We start from the raw sequence: 22066 nt of genomic DNA, 5'->3' as shown, positions 1-22066 counted from the left end.
AGGTTTGACGGACGGACGCCTTCACTCTAGCTTCTTATTGAGAAGAATTATCAACAAGGAGGTCTCGTGAAAGTTCGTGCGTCGCTCAAGTCGCTGAAGGAGCAGCCCGGTGCTCAGGTCGTTCGCCGGCGCGGTCGCGTCTACGTCATCAACAAGCAGAACCCTCGGTTCAAGGGGCGGCAGGGGTGACCATCGACGCCTCCTCGAGCGCCGACGTCGAGATCCGTCTCGCGCGCCCGCAGGAGGTCCCGGCGATCTGCGCCTTCGGAACGGACGTGCTCCCGGCGCACTACGGTCCGCTCATCGGAGCGGCGGCCGCTGCCGAGCTCGTGGCCGACTGGTGGAACCCGGAGGTCACCTCCCGAGGGGTGGCGGCGGGGGCGGTGTGGATCGCCGTGGACGCGGACGGAGCCCTCGTCGGTGTCGGCGAGCTCGGCACCGCCGGCGGCGAACCCGTCGTCTATCGGCTGTACGTCGCTCCGGGGCGGCGCGGCCGGGGGTTCGGCGTCCGCCTGCTCGATGCCATGATCGCAACGTTGCCGGAGGGGACGCCCCGCGTGCTCATCGAGCACGTCGCCGCGAATCGCCGCGCCGGCGCGTTCTATCAACGGGAGGGGTTCGTCATCGACCGCATCGACGTGGTCGACCCCGCGGCGCGCGATCGGGATGTCGTATGGAGGGCGCGCCCCCTCGGCGTCTGAGCGCGAGTCTCAGGCGAAGCGTCCGAGGTGGATGCCCGCATACGCGACCGCGGCGACACTCTCGCCGTCGGTGATCTCGCCGGCGGCGATCATGCGCAGGACCTGGCCGAACGGTACCCACCGCACCGCGTCGATTCCCTCCTCGTGCTGGGATGCCCCGGCATCCGCGCCCCGGGAGATGCCCTGCGCGAGGAAGACGAACTCGGGCGCGCGGGCGATGCCGTTGAGGGCGTTCATCCGGCCGAGTGCGGTCCAGCGCTCCGCCGTGATGCCGGCTTCCTCGGCCAGCTCGCGCTTCGCCGCGGCCAGTGGGTCTTCGCCGTCGGAGCCTCCCGCCGGCACCTCCCACGAAGGCCCCGTCGTGTAGCGCTCGAGCGAGACGAGACAGACGCGGTCGTCATCGTCGACGGCCACGACGAACACGGCGGGATGCTGCATCTCCACCACCCCGTAGATGCCCTCGCCGTGCGGGCCGACGACGTCGTTCTCCTCGACGCGGATCCAGCGGTTCTCGTACACGGTGCGCGATGCGCGCGTCTGCCACGTCATGCGCCCACCCTAGAACGGGCGAACGGCCCGGACGCAGAGATCCGGGCCGTTCGAAGGCATACGTGTGCGCTGCTCAGTACCAGCCGACCGACTCCGAGTGGTCCCACGCGCCGCACGGCGTGCCGTAACGGCCCGCGATGTAGCCCATGCCCCACGCGATCTGGGTCGCCGGGTTGGTCTCCCAGTCGGCGCCGGCCGATGCCATCTTGCTGCCGGGGAGAGCCTGCGGGATGCCGTAGGCGCCGCTGCTGTTGGCGGCGTTGACGCGCCAGCCCGACTCCTTGTTCCACAGCGACACGAGGCAGGCGAACTGGTCGTCGCCCCAGCCGTAGTTGGCCGCCGCCATGGAACGAGCGATGCCCTGAGCGGATGCCGGGTCGACGTTGACATCGACGGCCGGACGCGACGAGACCGACGCGGTCTTCGCCGCAGCGGCCTCCTCGGCCTTCGCCTTCGCGGCGGCTTCTGCGGCCGCGGCGGCCTCGGCAGCAGCCTTCGCCGCCGCCTCGGCGGCGGCCTTGGCGGCAGCCTCTTCTACGGCCTTGCGCTGCACGGCGGCATCGAGGGCGGCCCGCAGCTTCGCCGTCTTGGCGGCGACGACCTCGGTCTCGGCCTTCGCGTCGGACGTGAGCGTGGGGATCATCATCGCGGGGGTCACGTCGAGTGCGCGCAGCTTCGTGATGAGGGCGCCGAGCTTGGCGGTGTCGACCGTGGTGTCGGTGGTGCCGACATCGAGACCGGAGGCCGAGATGTCGATCGACACCTTCGCGGCGGCGGCGACGGCACTCTGCGCGGCGCTCATCGCGGTGACGCCGCCGGCCGTGATCGCGCTGAGCGGTGCGGAGGTGGTCTCGACGGCGACCGAGCCGGTGGAGGCGGCGGGAGCATCGCTCGCAGCGAAGGCCGGCAGGGCCCCCGCAGTGGTCGTGGCGGCGCCGATCACGAGGCCGAGGCCGAGGAGGGCGGATGTCACGGGGCGGTAAGGCAGACGGGGCATAAAGAGAGTACTTCCGGTGAATCAGCACCGCCCCGGCGCCGGAGCGCGAGCGGTGTGCGTCCTCGGGTGGACACGAAGGTCACAGCTTCACAACGTTTTCTGGACATCCCCGGCGCAGAACCTGAGTGAAACCTGAATGCGAACCGCCCGTCGGGCCGCATTTCCTCCGGGCCGTTTGCCACGGTCCGGGCCCTGCCCGCTGTCCTGGCGGCGATATAGAGTCGCCTGCGACAGATCGTCATCGACAGGACGTCGCATAACGAAAAAGAGGCGAAAAAATGGCATCCAATTCGGCATCCGAGATCGTCGACGCGGTCGGCGGACCCGGAAACATCGCGAGTCTCACCCACTGCGCCACACGATTGCGCTTCCAGCTCAACGACGGAGACAAGGTCGACAAGACCGCCGTCGAAGCCATTCCCGGAGTGCTCGGCGCGGTCCCGCAGGCCGGCGACCGCTTCCAGGTCGTGATCGGCGGCGGCGTGCAGACCGTCTACAACGAGATCATGGCGCTGCCCGTCATGGCCGGCGGCGCATCCGCGCCCGGCGCGGGCGAGAGCGACGCCGACATCAAGGCGCGCGAGCGCGCGAAGGGCCCCCGCGGCACGAACGCGTGGCTCGACACGCTGTTCGAGTTCCTCTCGGACTCCTTCCGCCCCATCCTCGGCGCCCTCCTCGGCGCGTCGCTGTTCATCACGTTCATGGCACTGGCCGCGACGCTCGGCTGGATTCCGGCGTGGAACGCGCCCGGTGTCGTGCTGCCGCCGTCGTGGGCCTTCGTCAACCTCATGTGGCAGTGCGTGTTCATCTTCCTGCCGCTGATGGTGGCCTACAACGCGTCGCAGAAGATCGGTGCCGACCCGTGGGTGGGCTTCGCGATCATGGCCGTGACGATGCTTCCCGGATTCGCGGGGCTCGGCAAGACGGCGGATGCCGTGCAGACGACCTTTCTCGGCTCGCAGATCACGACCGTGCAGGTGTTCGGCCTGCCGCTGACGATCTTCGACTACAGCTCGCAGGTGTTCCCGCCGCTGCTGATGGCGGCCGTGCTGGGCCTGGTCTACAAGGGGCTGAAGAAGGTCATCCCCGAGAACATCCAGCTCATCTTCGTGCCGTTCATCTCGATGCTCGTCATGATCCCGCTGACGGCGTTCCTCATCGGCCCGATCGGCGTCTACGCGGGCGCGGCCCTGGCGAACCTGCTGAGCTCCATCAACACGTTCTCGCCGTTCATCTTCGCGATCGTCATCCCGCTGGCCTACCCCTTCATGGTGCCGCTGGGCCTGCACTGGCCGATCAACGCCATCATGCTGCTGAACATCCAGACCCTCGGCTACGACTTCATCCAGGGCCCCATGGGTGCGTGGAACTTCGCGTGCTTCGGCGCCACGGCCGGTGTGCTCGTGCTCGCCTGGCGCGAGAAGGACAAGCAGATGCGCCAGACAGCGACGGGAGCGCTCGCCGCGGGCCTTCTCGGCGGCATCTCCGAGCCGTCGCTGTACGGCATCCACCTGCGGTACAAGAGGATCTATCCGCGCATGCTCGTCGGCTGCCTCACGGGTGGTCTGATCATCGGCGTCGGATCGCTCCTGCTGGGCCTGCCGCACGGCATCACGACGCAGGCGTTCGTCTTCACGTCGCTGCTGACGATCCCCGCGTTCGACCCGATCGGGCTCTACTTGATCGCCGTGGCCGGCGCCTTCGTCGTCGCGATGGTTCTCGTCATGATCTCCGGTTACAAGAACCCGGAGCCGGCGGGCGCGGCCGTTGCCGCGGCCACGGCGGGTGCGGCATCCGTCGCCCCCGGTGCGGCGCGCGACAGCATTCCGGCCGTCGCCGGCAGCGGCGAACTCGCCGGTGTTGCCGGTGAAGGAGCGCAGACGGCCACCGCGGTCGCCGAGCGTACCGCCGCAGTGGGCGCGCTGATCCAGGTCGCGGCACCGTTGGACGGCACGGTGGTGCCGCTCGACACCGTGCCCGACCCCGTCTTCGCGGGCGGAGTGATGGGGCCGGGCGTGGCGATCGAGCCGACCGGAACCACCGTCTACGCACCGGGCGCCGGTGTCGTTGTCGCCGCGCAGCCGACCGGTCACGCCTTCGGCCTGCAGCTGGACAACGGCGCCGAGATCCTCATCCACGTCGGCATCGACACCGTCAACCTGAAGGGTGAGGGGTTCGATGTGAAGGTGAAGAACGGCGACCGCGTCGAGACCGGCACGCCGCTGGTGACCTTCGACCGTGCCGTGATCGAGAAGGCGGGCTACCCGCTGATCACGCCGGTGATCGTCCTCAACGGAGACACGTTCGACACCGTCGACCCGGTGAAGCTCGGCCCCGTCACCCACGGCGCCCCGCTGCTGGACGTGCAGAAGAAGGCCTGACACGGCGGCGTTTCGACCCGCTGCGCTCTGCGTTTCGACCCGCTGCGCACGCTCAACGACCGGGGCGGATGACCTCGGTCGTTGAGCGAGGAGCGCAGCGGCGAGTCGAAACGCGGTAGCCCTCGCCGTCAGCGAATCTCGGCGACCGCGTCCCAGATCGCGTCGGCGACCTCGCGCTTGGTGCCCGCGGCATCCGTCACGACCTGGTCGGACGCATCGAGCAGGAGCACCCGGTTGTCGGCCACTTCGAAACCGTGATCCTCGTCGACCCGGTTCACGGCCAAGAGGTCGACGCCCTTGCGCGCCCGCTTGCGCCGCCCCCGGGCGAGCAGTTCCTCGTCGTCGGCGGCCGTCTCGGCGGCGAAACCGATGATCGTCTGCCCGGGCCGGCGTGCCGCGACAAGCCCCGCGAGCACATCGGGGGTGGTCACCAGCTCCAGCCGCGGCACGCCGTCCTCCTTACGCAGCTTCTCGCGCGAGACCTCCGCCACGCGGTAGTCGGCGACCGCGGCGACCATCGCGACGACATCGGCACCGGCCGCGGCATCCGTCATCGCCGCCTCGAGTTCGGCGGCCGTGCCGACGCGCACCATCGTGATGCGCGTGTGACGGGATGCCGCGGCGAGCACCCCTTCGTCGACGTGCGCCGCCACGAGCACGACGTCGGCGCCGCGGTCGGCGGCGGCGAGGGCGAGCTCGGCACCCTGGCGGCCGCTGGAGCGATTGCCGAGGAAGCGCACCGGATCGATGGGCTCACGCGTCCCACCGGTCGACACCGCGACTAGCACGCCCGTGAGGCCGGTCGACGAGGAGGAGGGTGCCGTAGAGGGCGCCGCGACGGCGAGGGCGGACGCGAGGATCTCCTCCGGCTCGACCATGCGCCCCGGCCCGCTGTCGCCGCCGGTCAGCGGACCGTCGGCCGGCCCCACCACGTGCACACCGCGTGCGCGCAGCGTTGCGACGTTGGCCTGTGTCGCGGCATGCTCCCACATCGCCGTATGCATGGCGGGGGCGACGACGACGGGGGCTCTCGTGGCCAGCAGCGTGACACCGAGCAGGTCGTCCGCGATGCCTGCGGTCATCTTCGCGAGCGTGTTGGCGGTCGCAGGGGCGATGATGATGAGCTCGGCCGACGTGCCGAGGGCGACGTGGCGCACGCGGGCCACGTCATCGTGGACACTGGTCGTGACAGGATTCCTGCTGACGGCCTCCCACGTGGTCGTCCCGACGAAGCGCAGCGAGTCCTCGGTGGGAACAACGTGCACCTCGTGCCCGTTGGTCACGAGGGCGCGCACGAGGTGCACCGTCTTGTACGCGGCGATGCCGCCCGTCACGCCCACGACAACGAACATGGTCCGATCCTGCCACGCCCGACGGCGGGGCCACGAGGAGCGGACGGAGAGGTCTCGAGCAACCGTGTGCACCGTCATCGTCCACGTTCCGAACGACGACGGCGCACCCGTGCGGCTGCTCGCCGTCCGCGACGAGGATCCCGCGCGATCGTGGGATCCGCTGGGCCCGTGGTGGCCCGAGCTTCCCGCTGTGCGAGGGGTGCGCGACCGTCGTGCCGGTGGTGCGTGGTTGGCCGCGGATGCCGAGCACGGCCGCGTCGCGGTGATCCTCAACCGCGCCGACGTGCTGGCTGCCGACCACGACGGCGAGCCGCCCGTCTCCCGCGGTCGGATCGTCCTGGACGCCGTCGCGGGTCGCGGCCCGGACGACCCGCCGCACGCGCAGGGATTCAACCTCGTCGAGGCGACGCCGGCCGGTGCCCGCGTTACCATGTGGGACGGCGGCGCGCTGCGGCACGTGGAGCTTGCTCCCGGCATCCACATGGTCGCGCATGACGACGTCGACGACGAGGCGACGGCGCGCATCGCGGCGTGGCGGGAGGCCTTCAGCGCGCCGGCTGTCATCGACGGGCACTGGTGGGAGCCCTGGCTCGACACTCTCGAGCTGACGAGCGGACTGGGACCCACCGACGATCGCGCCATCGTGCGCGACAACCGTCCCTTCGGGTACCCGACCCTGTCCCTGCTGGTGGTCGCCGCCTCGCTCGGACCCGACGGCGTCGACGTGCGCTACGCGGAGTTCGACGAGCCGGGGCAGTGGAACCGACCCCGGCTCGCCTGAGCTCTGCGCCGTCCTCGCCTCAGGCTGCCCGGCGGATCGCCGTCACCAGCGGCCGGGACGCGAGCAATGACAGGCGCACCAGCAGGATCCCGGCGACGAACGTGCCCACGATCACGGCGAGGGAGACGGGCGCGACGAGCACGGTCATGCCGACGACCGGCAGCGCCAGTGCGGCCCCGACGAGCGCGCCCCCCACCGCCGCCCAACGCAGCGGCACCATGACGGTGAGCGCGCGGGCGCGGCGCAGTTCGCGCCCCGGCATCCCCAGACGATCCAGGCCCACGATGAGCTCGCGGTCCTCGAGCGCGGACGCGGCCTGTGTCACCCCCACCGAGCAGGCGAGCAGCGCGAAGCCGACGCCGAGCGTCACGAGCACGCCCGTGCGCATGTCGGCGAACAGCACGGCCTGAGACCCCGTCTGCCCGTCGTCGCCGGCGAGGGCCACGAGGCTCGCTCCCGAGCCGCCCACCACCGCGATGAAGGCGATCATCGCGATTCCCGAGACCCGACGCCAGGCCGAGGCCGCGTGCGCCGACAGCTCACGCCCGGCGATGAGTCGCGCCGCAGACGACGTGGTGCGTGCGAGGCTGCGTCCGCGAGCGGCGACCAGCGGTGTGCCGACGACGTTCACGATCAGCAGCGCGACCCCGAACAGGCCCATCAGGACGACCAGTCCGACCGCGGCGCCCCAGACCTGCGCGATGGCGCTGATGTTCGACACCGCGGTCACGACGGCGACGATCGCGAGCACGCCGAAGACGAGCGCCGTCGTGCGCCGCCGTGGCGGGTCGGTGCGCCGCGCCACGCCGAGCGGCGTGAGCTGCACCCGTCGCAGGCTCAGCGCCGCGCTCGCCGTGGCGACCACGACGACACCCACGACCGCCCCGGCCGCCGTGCCCGCGCCGGTCCAGAGCGCCCCGGCGCCGACGGGGCCGCCGAAGAACGGCAGCAGTCCTACGAGCGGCAGCAGGGCCGCGTACAGCCCGACGCCCAGGATGCCGCCGACCAGCGCGGTCGCGCCCGCTTCGACGACCGTCATCGCGCTGACCTCGCCCGCTCCGGCCCCGAGAAGGCGCAGAGTGGCGAGGCGGTCGTTGCGTCGGCGCGCCGACAGGCGTGCGGCGGCCGCGCCCAGCGTCGCGATCGGCACCGTGAGCAGCACGAGCGCCAGGGCGCTCAGCACCCGATAGACGATTTCCGTCTCTGCGGCCGCGCGAGGATCGGTGAAGAACATGCGCACCCCGCCGACGACGACCAGCAGCAGCGCGGTCGTGACGCCGAACGCGACGATCGGCAGCACCAGTGCCGCGCGACCCTGCCGCGACGGACGTGCGAGCATCACGGTGAGGCGGACGGTCGTGGCCAGGCTCATGCGACACCACCCCTCGCGACCGTCGCCGGCCCCTGGATGCGACCGTCCGTCATGTGCAGCGTCCGCGAGCAGCGCGCCGCGACGCCCGGGTCGTGCGTCACGACGACGAGGCTGCGGCCCTGCCCGGTCGTCGCCGCGAGCAACGCGGTGAGCACCTCTGCCGAGGTGCGTGAGTCGAGGGCGCCGGTGGGCTCGTCGGCGAACACGATCGGAGCCCCCGTCACCTGGGCGCGGGCGACCGCGACCCTCTGCGCCTGGCCGCCCGACAGCTGTCCGATGCGCCGCTGCTCCATGCCGCCCAGTCCCAGGGCCGCGAGCCACCCCGCCGCGTGGGCTTCGGCCTGGGCGCGAGGCGTGCCCAGCAGCAGAAGCGGCAGGGCTGCGTTCTCCACGGCGGTCAGCTCGGGTAGCAGCAGGTGCTCCTGGAAGACGAAGCCGAGCTGGCTGCGACGGACGGCGGAGCGCTGATTCTCCGTCATGCCCACCAGCTCCACCGCGGCGCCGTTCGGCGACGACAGGACGACCGAGCCGGCGTCCGGGGCGATGATCGCCGCCAGACAGTGCAGCAGCGTCGTCTTGCCGGAGCCGGAGGCCCCCATGACGGCGACGGATTCGCCGGGGTCGATGGAGACATCGACGCCGGCGAGGGCGACGAGGTCTCCGTAACGCTTGACGAGGCCGGATGCGGAGAGGACGGGTGCGTGCATGTCCTCCAGTCTTCGCCGCAGCCGGCGCGGCGTCGTCGGTCCGGGGATGTATCGGCATCCACCTTTCGGGCGATCTGTCTCGGGGGTCGGGAGTCGCTGCTAGCGTCGCGGCATGGGAGTCGACGACGGCGAGCCGGTGTTCTTCGCGGATGCCGCGGCCTTTCGCGCGTGGCTCGAACAGAACCACGACACGGCGACGGAGCTCTGGATGGTGCGCCGCCGAAAGGCCCATCCCGAGCCGGGGCTGCTCTGGGAGGACGCCGTCGCCGAAGCGCTGTGCTTCGGCTGGATCGATTCGACGAGTCGACGACTCGACGACGACGCGCGCATCCAGCGCTGGACACCGCGCAAAGCCCTCTCGACGTGGAGCGCCGTGAACGTCGCGCTGGTCGAGAAGCTCACCGCGCAGGGGCGCATGCACCCGGCCGGCCTCGCAGCGTTCGAGCGGCGCCGGCCGGAGCGCACCGCGATCTACTCGTATGAGACCAGCGACGAGCTCGACGCGGACGAGCTGGCCGTGATCGCGGCCGTTCCCGCCGCTCAGTCGTTCTGGGATGCCGCGACCCCGGGCTACCGTCGCATCTGCGCCCACTGGGTGCACGGCGCGCGCCGTGCCGAGACGCGGAGCGCCCGCCTCGCGCAGCTCGTCGAGGAGTGCGCGGCCGGGCGGCTCATCGCGTCGCAGCGCTACGGCACCCCGCCCGCGTGGCTCGCGCGCGCCGCTGCGGCGGCCGCGGCGCACGGAGAGTCGTAACGGCGACGCACGGCCGCGTCGTCGACCGTCAGCGCCGGCGCAGCAGCAGCACGCCGTCCTCGAGCGTCCCCGGCTCCCCATCGGGGCCCGTTGCGGCGCGGGTGCGGGTCTCCACGCGCACGGGCTCCCACGCCTCCGGGTCGAGGTCGAGCAGTCGCAGCTCCTCCTCCGGGGGCAGCAGCCGTGGGCGTTGCCCGTCGTCTTCGTGACGGGACCACGGCGGCGCCGCGGCGTGCGACACGATCAGCAGATGGCCGCCGACGTCGACGCGCTCGGCCGCGTCGCGCAGCAGGGGGATGCGCGGGAAATCCGGTTCCCACGAGTGCAAGAAGCTCGCGCTGACCAGGTCGAACGTCCCCAGTGGTGCCGCCGGGGCGCCGCTTCCGACGAAGAAGGTGACCCGTTCGGAGAGTCCGCGCTCGCGCGCTGCGGTCGCACCGCGGCGGATCGCCGTCTCCGAGACGTCGACGGCCGTGACCTGCCAGCCGCGCTCGGCGAGCCAGACGGCATCCGCCCCCTCGCCGCAGCCGACCTCCAAGGCCCTGCCGACCGGGAGCGCCGCGGCGATCTCGGCGAAGGTCGCATTGACGTGACCCGACCAGACGCTGTCGCGGGCGGCGTAGCGCTGCTCCCACGCCGAGGCTCGTTCGCGGGCGCGCTGCACCAGTGCCAGGTCGCCGTCCTCCACGGCCAGCGCCGCATTCGCCCCGGCTCCGGCCATCGATCCCGCTGCCATCGCGACCGGAACATTGCCGTAGGGCGCGACGACGTTGCCGGCCGCCCACACGCGCGGATGCGAGGTCGTGCCCAGGAGGTCGACCGCCAGCGGCGCTCCGGGCGCGTCGGTGCGCGCGAGGCGAAGGGCGTCGGCGAACGCCAGGTCGATCGCTGGCGTCGGCGCGACGAACAGGGCATCGATCGCGTGCATCTCGCCGTCGGCATCCCGCGCCGCGTGCAGCGCACCGTTCGCCCCGTCGAGGGCGACGATCGGGGTCGGCACGATGCGGATGCCGCGAGCCCGCCAGCGCACCCGCAGCTCGTCGTCGAGGGGCTCGATCGCGCCCGTGAAGGCGGTGAGCTCCTCGCTCCACTGCCGAACCAGCTCGATCTGGTGCACGCTCTGCGGCGAGGTCGCCAGCACGCCGAGACGGCTGCCCGCCACCTCGAAGCCGTGGCAGTACGGGCAGTGCAGCACATGGCGTCCCCAGTATTCGGCGAGCCCCGCGACGGGCGGCAGCTGGTCGCACACTCCGCTGGCGATGATGACGGCGCGAGCGGTGTCGACCGTGCCGTCGGTGCGCGTGAGGCGCAACACGGCGCCGTCATCGCGGATGCCGTCGACCTCGCCCTCTTCGACGCACACGCCGTAGCGGCCCAGCTCGTCGCGTCCGCGCGCGAGCAGCGCCTGGGGATCGATGCCGTCGTGCCCCAGGACGCCGTGCATGTGCGCGGCGAAGCGATTGCGCGGGCTGGCGCCGTCGATCACCAGCGTGCGCCGACGCGCACGTCCCAGCATCTGTGCGGCGCTCAGGCCGGCCGCGCCGCCGCCGATGACGACCGCGTCCCACTCTCTGCTCTGCATAGGTCCACTGTGGAAGGTGCGGATGATGATTGCAAACGGAATTGCGTTATTGGCAAACTGAGGAGATGTCCCACGCTCTCGATCAGGTCGGCGCTCGCCTTCGTGCGGCCCGGCACGCACGGGGCTGGACGCTCGAGGAGCTCGCGACGCCGGCGGGCGTCTCGGTGAGTACGCTGTCGCGTCTGGAGTCGGGCAAGCGACAAGCCTCGCTCGAGCTGTTGCTGCCGTTGACGCGTCGACTCGGCATCCGCATCGACGATCTCCTTCCCGCCGAGACACGTGACCCGCGCGTGCACCGCCCGATCGAGCGTCGCGACGGGATGGTCATCGCGCCGCTGACGCTCGAGGACTCGCCGATGCAGGCGCTGAAAATCGTCTATCCGCCGGCGGATGCCGCGCCCGCCGCCCGCATCCACGAGGGATACGAGTGGCTCTACGTGCTGAGCGGACGCGTGCGGTTGGCGCTCGACGGCAGCGAGCACGCGCTCGGCGCCGGCGAGGCCGCCGAGTTCGACACGCGGCTGCCGCACTCGATCAGCGCGACCGCCGATGGCCCCGCCGAGGTGCTGAGCATCTTCAGCGCCTCGGGTGAGCGCTTCCACACGCGCCTCGCCTGACGGCGAGAAACCACGACCGCCGCGAGAAACCACGCCGGCGCGTGTTTCTCGACGCGGCGATGGTTTCTCGCGGAGGTGGGACGCGTCAGGCGCGGTGTGCGCGGTAGTACGACAGGAGTGCCTGGGTCGAGGCATCCTGCGCGGCCGTCGCCGTCTCGTCGCCCTCGATGGCCGGAGCGATCTGCAGAGCGAGCTGCTTGCCGAGCTCGACACCCCACTGGTCGAACGAGTTGATGCCCCAGACCACACCCTGCGTGAAGGTGATGTGCTCGTACAGAGCGACCAGCTCGCCGAGCACGCGCGGCGTCAGCGCGGGGGCGAAGATCGACGTCGTCGGGCGGTTGCCGGGGAACGTGCGTGCCGCCACGAGCGCGCCGGTGGTGCCCTCGGCTTCGACCTCCTCCGCCGTCTTGCCGAAGGCGAGAGCCTTGGTCTGCGCGAGGAAGTTCGCCAGGAACAGGCCGTGCACGTCGCGGCCGCCGTCGTTCAGGTCGTACGCGGGGTTCACGAAGGCGATGAAGTCCGCCGGGATCAGGCGGGTGCCCTGATGGATCAGCTGGTAGAAGGCATGCTGACCGTTGGTGCCCGGCTCGCCCCAGAAGATCTCGCCCGTGTCGCTCGTGACCGGCGAGCCGTCCCAGCGCACGCGCTTGCCGTTGGACTCCATGGTCAGCTGCTGCAGGTACGCGGCGAAGCGGCTGAGCTGCTGGGCGTAGGGGAGCACGGCGTGCGACTGGGCCCCGAGGAAGTTCGTGTACCAGACGTTGAGCAGGCCCATGAGGACGGGGACGTTGCGTGCGAACGGGGTCGTCCGCACGTGCTCGTCGATCGCGTGGAAGCCCGCGAGGAGCTCGCGGAACGCCTCCGGTCCGAGCTCGACCATCAGCGACAGGCCGATGGCGGAGTCGACCGAGTAGCGGCCGCCCACCCAGTCCCAGAATCCGAAGGCGTTGGCCGGGTCGATGCCGAAGTCGGCCACCTTGTCGAGGGCCGTCGAGACCGCGACGAAGTGGTGCGCGACGGCATCCTGCTTCTGCGCGTCGGAGCCGTCGATCGCCCCGGCGGCGGCCAGGCCCGTCCACAGCCAGTCGCGCGCGAGACGTGCGTTGGTGAGCGTCTCCAGGGTCGTGAACGTCTTCGAGGCGACGATGAACAGCGTCGTCTCGGGGTCGAGGTCCTTCGTCTTGTGGGCGAGGTCGAACGGGTCGATGTTCGAGACGAAACGCGCGCTGATCCCCGCGGTCGCATACGGCTCCAGCGCGGTCGAGATCATCGCGGGACCGAGGTCGGAGCCGCCGATGCCGATGTTGACGACGTGGGTGACCGTCTTGCCGGTGACACCCTTCCACGCGCCCGAACGCACGCGATCGGCGAACGCGCTCATCGCGTCCAGCACGGCCTGCACATCGGCATCCACGTGCTGACCGTCCACGACCAGCTCGGGCGTCGTGCCCGCGGGGCGGCGCAGGGCGGTGTGCAGCACGGCGCGGTCTTCCGTCGTGTTGATGTGCTCGCCGCGGAACATGGCCGCGAGGCGGTCGGCCAGGTGCACGTCGTCGGCCAGAGACAGGAGCGAGGTCAGGATGCCGTCGTCCACGAGGTTCTTGGAGAGGTCGAGGTGCAGATCGGCGGCGTCGAAGGTCAGCCGCTCGACCCGCGCCGGGTCGTCGGAGAACCAGGCGCGGAGGTCGGGGGCGAAATCCGCGGCGCGTGCGGACAGATCGGCCCAGGCGGGAGTGCGGGTGGCGTCGATGGGAGTGCTCACGCCTTTACGCTAGCGCCCGCGAGCCGGGTGTGCAGACGTGAGTCCTGTGAGAAAGACATGGCCGGACGAGATCGACGCGCGAGCCCCGGAAACGACGGTGGGCCGGCCGTCCGAGAGGACGACCGGCCCTGCAATCCGTTGCACCACATTCGCAGGGGGAGAGTCCTGCGTCGCCTCCTCCGGCTCATGGAGTCGGTGTCCGGATTCGGCGATGACTCACGTTATAACGGCGAGGTCACGGTGGCGGGCTCGTCCGCCGACTGCATATCGTTCGCATACCGTCCTGCCAGGAAACGGTCCCGTCCTCACGATCGCAGCGAAGCGAACCCTGCCGAGACCGTCACGCTGATCCGCCGCGGCGAATCCGGATCCACGCGCAGACGGTTCTCCACGTCTCCGGCGGCAGCGTCGGTGGACACGGCGTAGGTGGCGTCGGGCAGCACGAGAGCGAGCCGGCCCGCGCTGAGGTCCGCCGTCAGTGTCCGGGGCGCGGACCCGGTGAGGCTGCCCTCGACGGACCCGGCGCTCAGCTTGAAGCCCGCGCGATCGACTCCGGCGAGATCCACGACGAGTCGCCCGGCGGAGACGTCCGCGGTGAGCGCTGCCGCTCGCCCCGACAGCTCCATCGATCCGGCGCTCACGGTGGCGTCCACCGTCCCGTACGTGCCCTGCACCCGCAGCGCGCCGGCGCTGAGCGTGAGATCGCCGTCGAGCGCGACCCGCTCCAGCGAACGGGGGAGGGTCAGCACCGCGGTGTCGCTGCGCCCGAAGGGGCGGATCGCGCTCCACCACGTACGCTGCGTCGTGACCACGAGCCGATCGCCGTCGCGACGCAGGCGCCAGTCTGTGACGGCACCGTCGACCTCCAGCGACGCGCGGTCACCGCCGTAGACGATGCTCAGATCCGCGGCGGCCACGTCGACGGTGAGGGTGCGGACGTCCGCGGCATCCGCCGTCAGCGTGCCGCTGCCGCGCGCGGCGCCGGCGATCGCGCCGAAGATCAGGGCGGCGCCTAGCGCGATCGTCAGGATCGCCACGACGCGGGCCGCCGGGCGTGGGCCGGTCGGACGCGGCGGTCCGTCGGGACGGCCGGCGGATGGCCCGCCCGCGCCGGCGGTCGGCGGAGGCGGTGTGAGGGTGGTGGTCATCGGTTCGTTCCGTTCTCCCAGTGGATGAGGGCGGCCAGCACCCGTCGGTTGCCGTGTTCGTCCTGCTCGAGGTCGAGCTTTTGGAACAGCGAGGTGATGTGCTTCTCGACGCTCGCTTCGGTGACGAACAGCGTCTGTGCGATCGCCTGATTGCTCTTGCCTTCGGCGATCAGCGCCAGCACGCTGCGCTCGCGTTCGGTCAGCCGCTCCATGCGGGCGTCGCGTCCGCGGCGGGTGAGCAGCTGCGCGACCACTTCGGGGTCGAGGACGGTGGCGCCCGCGCCGATGCGTTCGACCGCATCGAGGAAATCGCCGACATCGGCCACGCGATCCTTCAGCAGGTAGCCCAGCGCCGCGGACTGCGTGCTGATCAGCTCGCCCGCATACCGCTCCTCGACGTATTGGCTGAGCACCAGCACGGCCACCTCCGGACGTGCGGCGCGCAGGTGCACCGCGGCGCGGATGCCTTCATCGGTGAACGTGGGCGGCAGACGTACGTCGAGGATGCACAGATCCGGGGTGGAGGTGGCCACGGCATCCATCAGCGCCCCGGCGTCGGGGAGCGCGGCGACCACCTCGTGACCGGCGTCGTCGAGGAGGCGCACGAGACCCTCGCGCAGCAGGGTGGAATCCTCGCAGATCAGGATGCGCACGGCACACTCACCTCCAGAGCGGTCGGACCGCCGTGGGGGCTGTCGAGGCGGCTCACCCCGCCGGCTGCCGCGATCCGATGCGCGATGCCGTCGAGGCCGCCGCCGGGCAGCACGCGGGCCCCGCCGACGCCGTTGTCCTCGACGCGTGCCCAGAGCACCGGCGCGCCCTGATCGGCGCCATCGCGTCGGCGCACCGTCACGCGCACCTCGCTGCCACGCGAGTGCTTGGCCGCGTTGGTCAGCGACTCGGCGATGGCGAAGTAGACCGCGGCCTCGGCCGTGCGGCTGCACCGATTCGACGGGTCCCCGGAGGCATCGGGCAGACGCACGTCGAGGGTCACGGGGACGTGCGATCGTGCGGCCAGGGCGCTGAGGGCGGCATCCAGGCCCCGGTCGTCGAGGACGGAGGCGTGGATGCCGCGGGCCAGCTGGCGCAGCTCGGTGATCGCCGCCTTGGTCGAGGTGTGGGCTTCATCGATCAGCGCCTTGGCCGCGGCAGGATCGCTGTCGATCTTCTGCTGGGCCAGCCCCAGCGTCATCCCCACCGAGACGAGTCGCGGCTGGACGCCGTCGTGGAGGTCGCGTTCGATGCGCGTGCGCTCCAGTTCGCCGGAGCGCACCGCGCTCTCGCGCTGCGTGCCGGCGGTGCGGGCCTGCTCCACGAGCACCGCTTCACGGCTCGGCACGAGGACCGCCCGGGTGAGCACCGCATGCAGGAGCGCGGCGCCGATCAACAGCGCGAGGCTGACGATGATGCCCACGATGCCGACCGGAACGGTCGCCTCGATGCCGATCTGCACGTCCGTGGCCGGGATACGAGCGGCATCCTCGCCGATCAGTGGAGCGAACAGCAGCACCACGCTGGAGGACAGGGCGCCGACGATCGGCAGCACGACGAGCCCGAGGATCGTCGAGATGCCCGCCGAGGCGACGCCGCGCCACATCGGGCCGTCGGTGAACTGCTGCCAGAGGGTGCGCAGCCACCCGGTGAACCCGGGGTGGGCGCTGGGGCGTGCCGTCAGCGCGGGCAGGCCGTACCCGTAGAGGCCGTCGACCCGCGCGTACTCGAGCCATGCGGTGGCCCACGTCGCGTAGACGAACGCCACCAGGAACAGCGCCCCGACCCCGAGAGCGGGCAGAAGGCCGACACCGAGGCTCAGCAGCAGCAGGAGCAGGCTGAAGATCGCGGTGCCCGCCAGCCCCATCGCCGCCAGCTGCGCGATGGCCCCGAGATGGGCGAGAAGTCCGATACGGCGGGTCGGCACCGTTGACGCAGGCGGCGGGGGTGCGGCTTGTGGCACGGATGCCGGGGGCAGGGCGGCGGTCTCTGACATGACTCCACGCTAGGGCGCGCCACGGCGCGGACGCAGGGAGCGGTCCCCCGAATCGGGGTGGGGTTATCCCCACCGGCCGGCTCCGCGCCGAGGGAGGGTGTGCGGAAGGATGGAGGCATGACCGTCCGCGACATCCGCCTGATCGCCGTCGACATGGACGGCACGCTGCTGCTGCCCGACGGGTCGGTGCCCGACGGGCTGTGGTCGCTGCTGGGGCGGCTGCGCGAGCGGGGCATCGCCTTCGCCCCGGCCAGCGGTCGCCAGCTGGCGACGCTGCAGCAGACGTTCGCCGCCGTCGACGGCGAGCTCGACTACATCGCCGAGAACGGCGCGTACGTGGTCCGCGGCGACGTCGAGGTCAGCTCGGACGCCGTGGATCCGGCGGTCGCGGCATCCGTCGTCGCGCGCCTGCGCGCCGCCGTCGCGGCGGGCAGCCTGCGCGCCGGTCTGGTGGTGTGCGGCAAGCGGTCGGCGTACGTCGAGGACACCGACCCTCGGTTCCTCGCGGAGGTCGAGAAGTACTACGCGCGTCGGCAGATCGTGGACGATCTGCTCGCCGTGGACGATCAGATCCTCAAACTCGCGATCTACGACCTCGACGGCGGCGAACGGCACTCCGCGCCCGCGTTCGCCGATCTCGCCGAGACCCACCAGGTCGTCGTCTCGGGTCACCACTGGGTCGACATCATGAACGCGACCGTCAACAAGGGCGTCGCGCTGCGCGCCCTGCAGGTGGCGCTCGGTGTGACCGCTGAGCAGACCGCCGCGTTCGGCGACTACCTCAACGACCTCGAGCTGCTCGGGGCCGCGCACTGGTCGTACGCCATGGCCGATGCCCACCCCGATGTCGTGGCCGCCGCACGATTCCGTGCGCCCTCGAATGCGGATGCCGGGGTGCTGAGCGTCATCGAGGAGTTGATCGCACGGTGATCATCCGCCGGGCGTAGCGTGGAGGCATGGTCAAGATCCCCACGGTCACCCTGAACGACGGCACGCCTTTTCCCGAGCTCGGGTTCGGTACCTACAAGCTGCAGGGCGACGACGGCGTCGCGGCGATCGAAGCGGCCATCGATGCGGGCTACCGCCTGCTGGACTCTGCCGTCAACTACGAGAACGAAGCCGAGGTCGCAGAAGCGGTGCGCCGCAGCGGCATCCGTGACGAGCTCATCGTGACGACGAAGGTTCCGGGCCGCGACCACGGCTACGAGAAGACGATCCGCAGCGCCCACGCGTCGCTCGAGCGTCTGGGCCTGCAGCGCATCGACCTCTACCTGATCCACTGGCCGAACCCCAGCGTGGACCGCTACGTCGAGACCTTCCGTGCCATGGTCGATCTGCAGAGCGATGGTGCGGTCGGCTCGGTCGGTGTCTCCAACTTCACGGAGCAGATGCTCACCCGACTGATCGAGGAGACGGGCGTGACGCCGGCCGTCAACCAGGTCGAGATGCATCCGTACTTCCCTCAGGCAGCGCTGCGCGCCTTTCACGCCGCTCACGGCATCCGCACCGAGAGCTGGAGTCCGCTGGCGCGGCGCAGCGAGCTGCTCGCCGAGCAGGTGGTCGCCGATGTCGCCGCCGCGCACGGGGTCACGCCCACCCAGGCCGTGCTGCGCTGGCACACCCAGCTCGGCTCGACGCCCATCCCGAAGTCGGCGACGCCGGCGCGTCAGCGTGAGAATGCGGACATCTTCGGCTTCACCCTGACCGATGACGAGGTCGCGGCACTCAGCGCCCTGGAGCGGGGTCGTCTGTGGGGTGGGGATCCCGAGACGCACGAGGAGATGTGACGGCGCGCGCCAGCAGCCGGTCGCATCCGACGAAGACGTAGCCGACCGCGACCAGCGCCAGCGTCAGGCCGACGATCCAGGCGGCGACCCCGCCGACACCGTGTCTCGCCACGTCCATGAACGGGTAGGGCACGGTCGCGCCGCCCGCGAAGCGGCCCCCGAGCGCACTGTAGGTGTACGCGAACACGAGGTAGGCGAAGGGGATGAGCGCCCACAGCAGCGGGTCGTACCGGCCCAGGCGACCCTTGGGGACGAACAGTGCCCAGTCCACGATCACGAGGATCGGCGTGACGATGTGGACGAGGTTGTCGGTGAGCGTGAACGGCTGGTAGGCGCCCGGCTGGGTGAACAGCGCGGGTGCGAGCACGAAGAGGTAGATCAACATCGTGACGGTGATCGCGTGCATCACCGCCGCCGCCCACCGCGGCGACGGCGTGGATGCGCCGATCCACCCGTGACGCTGTGCGTCGCGGAGGGTGGTGATCGCCGACAGCACCATCCACGCCAGGCACAGCACGTTGCTGAGCACCGTGTAGTAGAGGAAGGCCGACCACGTGGGAGTCGCCGTCCACAGCCCCGACACCCGAGCGATGCCGATCACGATGACGAGCGACGCCACCGCGCGGTAGCCGAAAGCGAGGATGCGGGAGCGCGCGATCATTCGCTCATGTTAGGGCTCGCGCTCACAGCTGCGCGCCGTCGTCCCATGGATCGTCGAGCTCGGGTGTGCGCCCGCGCCAGGATTCGTACGCGATGAGCCAGCCGATCGAGACGATCACGGCCACCAGCACACCGAGCAGCACGTTCTGCATGATCAGCCCGAACAGCACGCCCGCGCCCAGCAGCACCACGGTGCCGATCGACCAGCCGATCCGGCCGCGTGGCCATCCTCTGTGGGTCATGGCACCAGCGTAGAAGGTCGGCCCGGGATCGCCGCCCGATCACCGCCCGCGGTGGTCCTCCGGTGCGAGGCGGGGACCCCGGCGCGGTTCGATCCGGCCGCTCAGCCCGATCAGTCTGATCACGCGCTGGCGATGACCGCGCCACGGCTCCAGCAGCTCCAGCATCCCGTCGTCGTCGACGCGGCGGCCGGTGAGCGCATAGCCCACCTGATGCGAGAGGTGGTAGTCGCCGACGCTCACGGCGTCGGGGTCTCCGAAGGCGCGAATGCGCGTCTCCGCACTCGTCCATGCCCCGATGCCGCGAAGGCTCGTCACCGCGCGGTCGGCGGATGCCGGATCGCGGGCGGCCCGCTCGATCGATGTGCGCCGGGTCGCCGCCTCCACGATCGTCCGCGACTGCGGCGGCTCGAGTCCGGCGCGGTGCCACGTCCAGCTGGGGATCAGGTGCCAGTCGGCCGGAGGCGCGAACATCGGTCGGGGGGTGGGGCCGGGCGCGCGCTCGCCGCACCAGGTGAGGATCATCCGCCAGGCGCCGAAGGCCTGCAATCCGGTCACTTTCTGCTCGAACACGGCGCTGATCAGCGCGTCGAAGACGAGGTCGGTGCGGCCCAGTCGGAGGTCGCCGTGCCGGTGGTGGGTGTCGGAGATGAGCGGATGCCGGTGGGGTTCGAAGCCGGTCGGGTCGTCGTCGGCGCCGCACAGTCGCGGCAGCTGCTGCAGTGCCCAGGCGGCACCGGCACCCCAGGCCGCTGCGCGGACGAGCCCGCGCTCGATGCGCATCGCCAGCGTCGCGACGCCCTCGGGCGTGCGCGTGGCCCGCCAGATGACGCCCTGGTGCTCGAGCTGCGACGGATCGTGGGCGCCGCGCTGCTGCGGGCGCACGGCGCGCCCGACGTCGGTGGGCACACGCGGCCGGTACTCGCTCTCGAGGGGTCGCGGTGAGGGCCGTCGCGGGTCGCGCGTCGCCGGCTGCGCAGCGCGCGGCGGCATCCTCTCGCGCGTGGTCATGCCGTCACCCTATGTCAGGGCCTCCGACATCACGACGCGCTGGCGTGGATGCGGATCAGAAGCGGTCCGGCGACGGCGTGCCGTGGCCGTAGCGGATGACGACGTCGGCGTGGCGGTCGAAGCGGTAGCCGATGCCCCGAACGGTGCGGACGATGTCCTCGTAACGGCCGAGCTTGGAACGCAGGCGGCGCACGTGCACGTCGATCGTGCGCTCGCCGGGTGCCTCGTCGGCGTCGGCGTGGCTCCACAGTGACGAGACGAGTTCGGTGCGTTCGATGGTGCGGCCCTCGCGGAGCACGAGGTACTGCAGCAGTTCGAACTCCTTGAAGGTCAGCTGCGCGGCCTCGCCCTCGATGTGCACGCGTCGGCGGGAGATGTCGATCGTCACCCCTCCGGGCACGTGGTCGTCCTCCGGCTCGTCCTGCTTGGTGCGGGCGACGGCGCTCGGCTCGTGGAGCGCCAGGCGCACGACGTCGACGTCCCGGCCACCGGCGGACGCGGGCGCCAGGGCGACGGTGGCATAGGTCTCGGCGTGCGGAGCGAGTTCGCCGAGCGTGCGGCGCAGGGCCTCGACGAGCGTGGAGAGCGAGACGCCGTCCGCGGCTGCCTTCGCCTCGTCGATGCCGACGTAGAGGGCGAATCCGCGCGGCGCGGTGCCGACCGGGACGGTGCCCGCGGCGGGAGGGGTTGCGCTCGCGGTCGGTGCGGCCACGGCGCGACGCGGCGGCACGTCAGGGACGGCGCGCAGATGACGGACGGGAGCGGGCGAGGCAAGAAGAGCGGTGTTCGACACGGGAATGTCCTTCGAGGCGGAACCCGGGGCATACGGCCCGGCAGCGGGTTCAGGGGTGTGTTGCGGGAGGCCCGGTGCGAGATGCGCATCGGATGGGATGCGAGGGCCTGTGCGAGACAGCCGACGTTCGCGTTGTGCGCGGCGCGGTGCTCGGGGGTGGCGGCCGGCTGACGGAGGTGGGTCAGCGTCGGCGGGCGCACCCGGCGGGGTTCACCGTCAGTGGCACATTCGGCAACACATGGCAACGCGCGGCATCATCATGATGCCGGCATGTCCGTTCGCCTCCAGGGCGGACAGAGTGCGTGCGTTGTCAGTCATGGGCCTGATTATGACGAACCGCGTCGCGATGTGTCAAACCGCACGGATGCCGCCGTCACAAGATGACGGAATGTGACAGAGTGCATGGTCGTGAGCACCCCGACACACCCGCCCGCGCGCATCCGCATCGTGGGGACGTCGGGATCGGGAAAGTCGCGGCTGGCCGAGGAGGTTGCGGCGCGCACACGCCGTGCCCGGCTCGAGCTGGACGAGGTCTTCTGGGACGCGGGGTGGACGTATCGCGACCTCGCCGAGGCGCAGGCGCGCGTGCGTGCGTTCCTCGCGGCGCACCCCGAGGGGTGGGTCGCGGACGGCAACTGGAACTCACGGCTGGGCGGTCTCATGGAGCCCGGTACCCCCGGCGGGGCCGACGTCGTGGTGTGGGTCGACCACCCGCGTCGCGTCGTGATGTGGCGGGTGCTCCGGCGAACCCTTCGTCGCGGCATCCTGCGCGAAGAGCTCTGGCACGGCAACCGCGAGCGCGTGCGCTCGTGGCTGAAGTGGAAGCCGGAGGACAACATCCTCCGCTGGGCCTGGACGAGCTATCCGACGATGCAGCGCCGGA

The 22066-nt window shown here is 71.2% G+C and carries 23 protein-coding genes; 9 read left to right on the top strand and 14 right to left on the bottom strand.

The genetic code is table 11. The features are described 5' to 3' along the window. Window positions 1-66: 66 nt before the first annotated feature. On the top strand, window positions 67-189 hold the full coding sequence (gene ykgO / locus I5I_RS13380; RefSeq protein WP_005049715.1) for a type B 50S ribosomal protein L36: 123 nt from the start codon (window positions 67-69) through the stop codon (window positions 187-189). Next, complete coding sequence (locus I5I_RS13375) at window positions 186-701, top strand: GNAT family N-acetyltransferase (protein WP_083868030.1); 516 nt, start codon at window positions 186-188, stop codon at window positions 699-701. The genes ykgO and I5I_RS13375 overlap by 4 nt, the downstream gene beginning before the upstream one ends. 9 nt (window positions 702-710) lie before the next feature. Here I5I_RS13375 and I5I_RS13370 read toward each other — a convergent pair whose 3' ends face one another. Together I5I_RS13370 and I5I_RS13365 are read right to left on the bottom strand one after the other, a co-directional pair. Further along, window positions 711-1250, bottom strand: coding sequence for an NUDIX domain-containing protein (locus tag I5I_RS13370; RefSeq protein ID WP_036320707.1), 540 nt, complete (start codon window positions 1248-1250; stop codon window positions 711-713). Between the two features lie 73 nt (window positions 1251-1323). Next, window positions 1324-2247, bottom strand: a complete 924-nt coding sequence (locus I5I_RS13365; RefSeq protein WP_036320705.1) for a lytic transglycosylase domain-containing protein — start codon at window positions 2245-2247, stop codon at window positions 1324-1326. Between the two features lie 278 nt (window positions 2248-2525). On the opposite strand from I5I_RS13365, the gene I5I_RS13360 reads away from it, so the two are divergent. After that, window positions 2526-4628, top strand: a complete 2103-nt coding sequence (locus I5I_RS13360; RefSeq protein ID WP_036320703.1) for a glucose PTS transporter subunit IIA — start codon at window positions 2526-2528, stop codon at window positions 4626-4628. Window positions 4629-4756: 128 nt separating this feature from the next. On the opposite strand, the gene coaBC is transcribed toward I5I_RS13360, so the two are convergent. Beyond that, window positions 4757-5980, bottom strand: coding sequence for a bifunctional phosphopantothenoylcysteine decarboxylase/phosphopantothenate--cysteine ligase CoaBC (gene coaBC, locus I5I_RS13355; protein WP_036320701.1), 1224 nt, complete (start codon window positions 5978-5980; stop codon window positions 4757-4759). A gap of 64 nt (window positions 5981-6044) precedes the next feature. Here coaBC and I5I_RS13350 point away from each other — a divergent pair, with 64 nt between their 5' ends. Beyond that, window positions 6045-6761, top strand: a complete 717-nt coding sequence (locus I5I_RS13350; protein WP_036320699.1) for an NRDE family protein — start codon at window positions 6045-6047, stop codon at window positions 6759-6761. A gap of 19 nt (window positions 6762-6780) precedes the next feature. On the opposite strand, the gene I5I_RS13345 is transcribed toward I5I_RS13350, so the two are convergent. Then, entirely contained in the window at window positions 6781-8133 is a 1353-nt protein-coding gene (locus I5I_RS13345; protein ID WP_036320697.1) for an FtsX-like permease family protein, read from the bottom strand. Then, window positions 8130-8840, bottom strand: coding sequence for an ABC transporter ATP-binding protein (locus tag I5I_RS13340; protein WP_036320695.1), 711 nt, complete (start codon window positions 8838-8840; stop codon window positions 8130-8132). Before I5I_RS13340 ends, I5I_RS13345 begins: the two co-directional genes overlap by 4 nt. A gap of 112 nt (window positions 8841-8952) precedes the next feature. Here I5I_RS13340 and I5I_RS13335 point away from each other — a divergent pair, with 112 nt between their 5' ends. After that, window positions 8953-9594 (top strand): YdeI/OmpD-associated family protein, encoded by a 642-nt coding sequence (locus I5I_RS13335; RefSeq protein ID WP_036320692.1) that lies wholly within the window; start codon window positions 8953-8955, stop codon window positions 9592-9594. Between the two features lie 28 nt (window positions 9595-9622). Here I5I_RS13335 and I5I_RS13330 read toward each other — a convergent pair whose 3' ends face one another. Continuing rightward, window positions 9623-11176, bottom strand: coding sequence for a bifunctional NAD(P)/FAD-dependent oxidoreductase/class I SAM-dependent methyltransferase (locus I5I_RS13330; protein ID WP_036320689.1), 1554 nt, complete (start codon window positions 11174-11176; stop codon window positions 9623-9625). A gap of 65 nt (window positions 11177-11241) precedes the next feature. Between I5I_RS13330 and I5I_RS13325 the strand changes: the two genes are divergently transcribed. Next, window positions 11242-11793, top strand: a complete 552-nt coding sequence (locus I5I_RS13325; RefSeq protein WP_036320688.1) for a helix-turn-helix domain-containing protein — start codon at window positions 11242-11244, stop codon at window positions 11791-11793. A gap of 85 nt (window positions 11794-11878) precedes the next feature. Here I5I_RS13325 and pgi read toward each other — a convergent pair whose 3' ends face one another. From pgi to I5I_RS13305, 4 genes are all read right to left on the bottom strand, one after another. Further along, window positions 11879-13558, bottom strand: coding sequence for a glucose-6-phosphate isomerase (pgi, locus tag I5I_RS13320; protein ID WP_036320685.1), 1680 nt, complete (start codon window positions 13556-13558; stop codon window positions 11879-11881). Between the two features lie 305 nt (window positions 13559-13863). Then, a complete protein-coding gene (locus I5I_RS13315; RefSeq protein ID WP_036320682.1) occupies window positions 13864-14706 on the bottom strand; it encodes a hypothetical protein in 843 nt (280 codons plus the stop codon). Beyond that, entirely contained in the window at window positions 14703-15359 is a 657-nt protein-coding gene (locus I5I_RS13310) for a response regulator (RefSeq protein WP_036320679.1), read from the bottom strand. Before I5I_RS13310 ends, I5I_RS13315 begins: the two co-directional genes overlap by 4 nt. Beyond that, a complete protein-coding gene (locus I5I_RS13305; protein ID WP_036320675.1) occupies window positions 15347-16693 on the bottom strand; it encodes a sensor histidine kinase in 1347 nt (448 codons plus the stop codon). Before I5I_RS13305 ends, I5I_RS13310 begins: the two co-directional genes overlap by 13 nt. Before the next feature lie 117 nt (window positions 16694-16810). Here I5I_RS13305 and I5I_RS13300 point away from each other — a divergent pair, with 117 nt between their 5' ends. After that, complete coding sequence (locus I5I_RS13300) at window positions 16811-17623, top strand: Cof-type HAD-IIB family hydrolase (protein WP_036320671.1); 813 nt, start codon at window positions 16811-16813, stop codon at window positions 17621-17623. A 26-nt stretch (window positions 17624-17649) separates the two neighbouring features. Then, complete coding sequence (locus I5I_RS13295; protein WP_036320668.1) at window positions 17650-18480, top strand: aldo/keto reductase; 831 nt, start codon at window positions 17650-17652, stop codon at window positions 18478-18480. Here the strand turns inward: I5I_RS13295 and I5I_RS13290 are convergent. The 4 genes from I5I_RS13290 to I5I_RS13275 are packed head-to-tail and all read right to left on the bottom strand — an operon-like array spanning window position 18419 to window position 21183. Next, on the bottom strand, window positions 18419-19141 hold the full coding sequence (locus I5I_RS13290) for a Pr6Pr family membrane protein (protein WP_036320665.1): 723 nt from the start codon (window positions 19139-19141) through the stop codon (window positions 18419-18421). The two genes, I5I_RS13295 and I5I_RS13290, sit on opposite strands and share 62 nt — an antisense overlap. Before the next feature lie 22 nt (window positions 19142-19163). Further along, window positions 19164-19382, bottom strand: coding sequence for a hypothetical protein (locus I5I_RS13285; protein ID WP_036320662.1), 219 nt, complete (start codon window positions 19380-19382; stop codon window positions 19164-19166). A 39-nt stretch (window positions 19383-19421) separates the two neighbouring features. Further along, complete coding sequence (locus I5I_RS13280; protein WP_036320660.1) at window positions 19422-20390, bottom strand: DNA-3-methyladenine glycosylase family protein; 969 nt, start codon at window positions 20388-20390, stop codon at window positions 19422-19424. Between the two features lie 55 nt (window positions 20391-20445). After that, window positions 20446-21183 carry a winged helix-turn-helix domain-containing protein gene (locus I5I_RS13275; protein WP_036320657.1) on the bottom strand — a complete coding sequence of 246 codons (738 nt, stop codon included), beginning with the start codon at window positions 21181-21183 and terminating at the stop codon, window positions 20446-20448. Between the two features lie 402 nt (window positions 21184-21585). Here I5I_RS13275 and I5I_RS13270 point away from each other — a divergent pair. Continuing rightward, the coding region (locus tag I5I_RS13270) for a toxin (RefSeq protein WP_036320654.1) at window positions 21586-22066 on the top strand (481 nt) is incomplete at its 3' end.

Source organism: Microbacterium sp. B24, from assembly GCF_000333415.1.
Classification (GTDB): Bacteria; Actinomycetota; Actinomycetes; order Actinomycetales; family Microbacteriaceae; genus Microbacterium.
This window is presented reverse-complemented; position numbering and strand designations above follow the sequence as displayed.

Coding starts and splice junctions, on each gene's coding strand:
- coaBC (WP_036320701.1), bottom strand. CDS start 5,980: ATGTTCGTTGTCGTGGGCGTGACGGGCGGCATCGCCGCGTACAAGACG.
- I5I_RS13330 (WP_036320689.1), bottom strand. CDS start 11,176: ATGCAGAGCAGAGAGTGGGACGCGGTCGTCATCGGCGGCGGCGCGGCC.
- I5I_RS13305 (WP_036320675.1), bottom strand. CDS start 16,693: ATGTCAGAGACCGCCGCCCTGCCCCCGGCATCCGTGCCACAAGCCGCA.
- I5I_RS13340 (WP_036320695.1), bottom strand. CDS start 8,840: ATGCACGCACCCGTCCTCTCCGCATCCGGCCTCGTCAAGCGTTACGGA.
- I5I_RS13360 (WP_036320703.1), top strand. CDS start 2,526: ATGGCATCCAATTCGGCATCCGAGATCGTCGACGCGGTCGGCGGACCC.
- I5I_RS13335 (WP_036320692.1), top strand. CDS start 8,953: ATGGGAGTCGACGACGGCGAGCCGGTGTTCTTCGCGGATGCCGCGGCC.
- I5I_RS13370 (WP_036320707.1), bottom strand. CDS start 1,250: ATGACGTGGCAGACGCGCGCATCGCGCACCGTGTACGAGAACCGCTGG.
- I5I_RS13295 (WP_036320668.1), top strand. CDS start 17,650: ATGGTCAAGATCCCCACGGTCACCCTGAACGACGGCACGCCTTTTCCC.
- I5I_RS13345 (WP_036320697.1), bottom strand. CDS start 8,133: ATGAGCCTGGCCACGACCGTCCGCCTCACCGTGATGCTCGCACGTCCG.
- I5I_RS13290 (WP_036320665.1), bottom strand. CDS start 19,141: ATGATCGCGCGCTCCCGCATCCTCGCTTTCGGCTACCGCGCGGTGGCG.
- I5I_RS13300 (WP_036320671.1), top strand. CDS start 16,811: ATGACCGTCCGCGACATCCGCCTGATCGCCGTCGACATGGACGGCACG.
- I5I_RS13285 (WP_036320662.1), bottom strand. CDS start 19,382: ATGACCCACAGAGGATGGCCACGCGGCCGGATCGGCTGGTCGATCGGC.
- I5I_RS13325 (WP_036320688.1), top strand. CDS start 11,242: ATGTCCCACGCTCTCGATCAGGTCGGCGCTCGCCTTCGTGCGGCCCGG.
- I5I_RS13315 (WP_036320682.1), bottom strand. CDS start 14,706: ATGACCACCACCCTCACACCGCCTCCGCCGACCGCCGGCGCGGGCGGG.
- I5I_RS13365 (WP_036320705.1), bottom strand. CDS start 2,247: ATGCCCCGTCTGCCTTACCGCCCCGTGACATCCGCCCTCCTCGGCCTC.
- I5I_RS13280 (WP_036320660.1), bottom strand. CDS start 20,390: ATGACCACGCGCGAGAGGATGCCGCCGCGCGCTGCGCAGCCGGCGACG.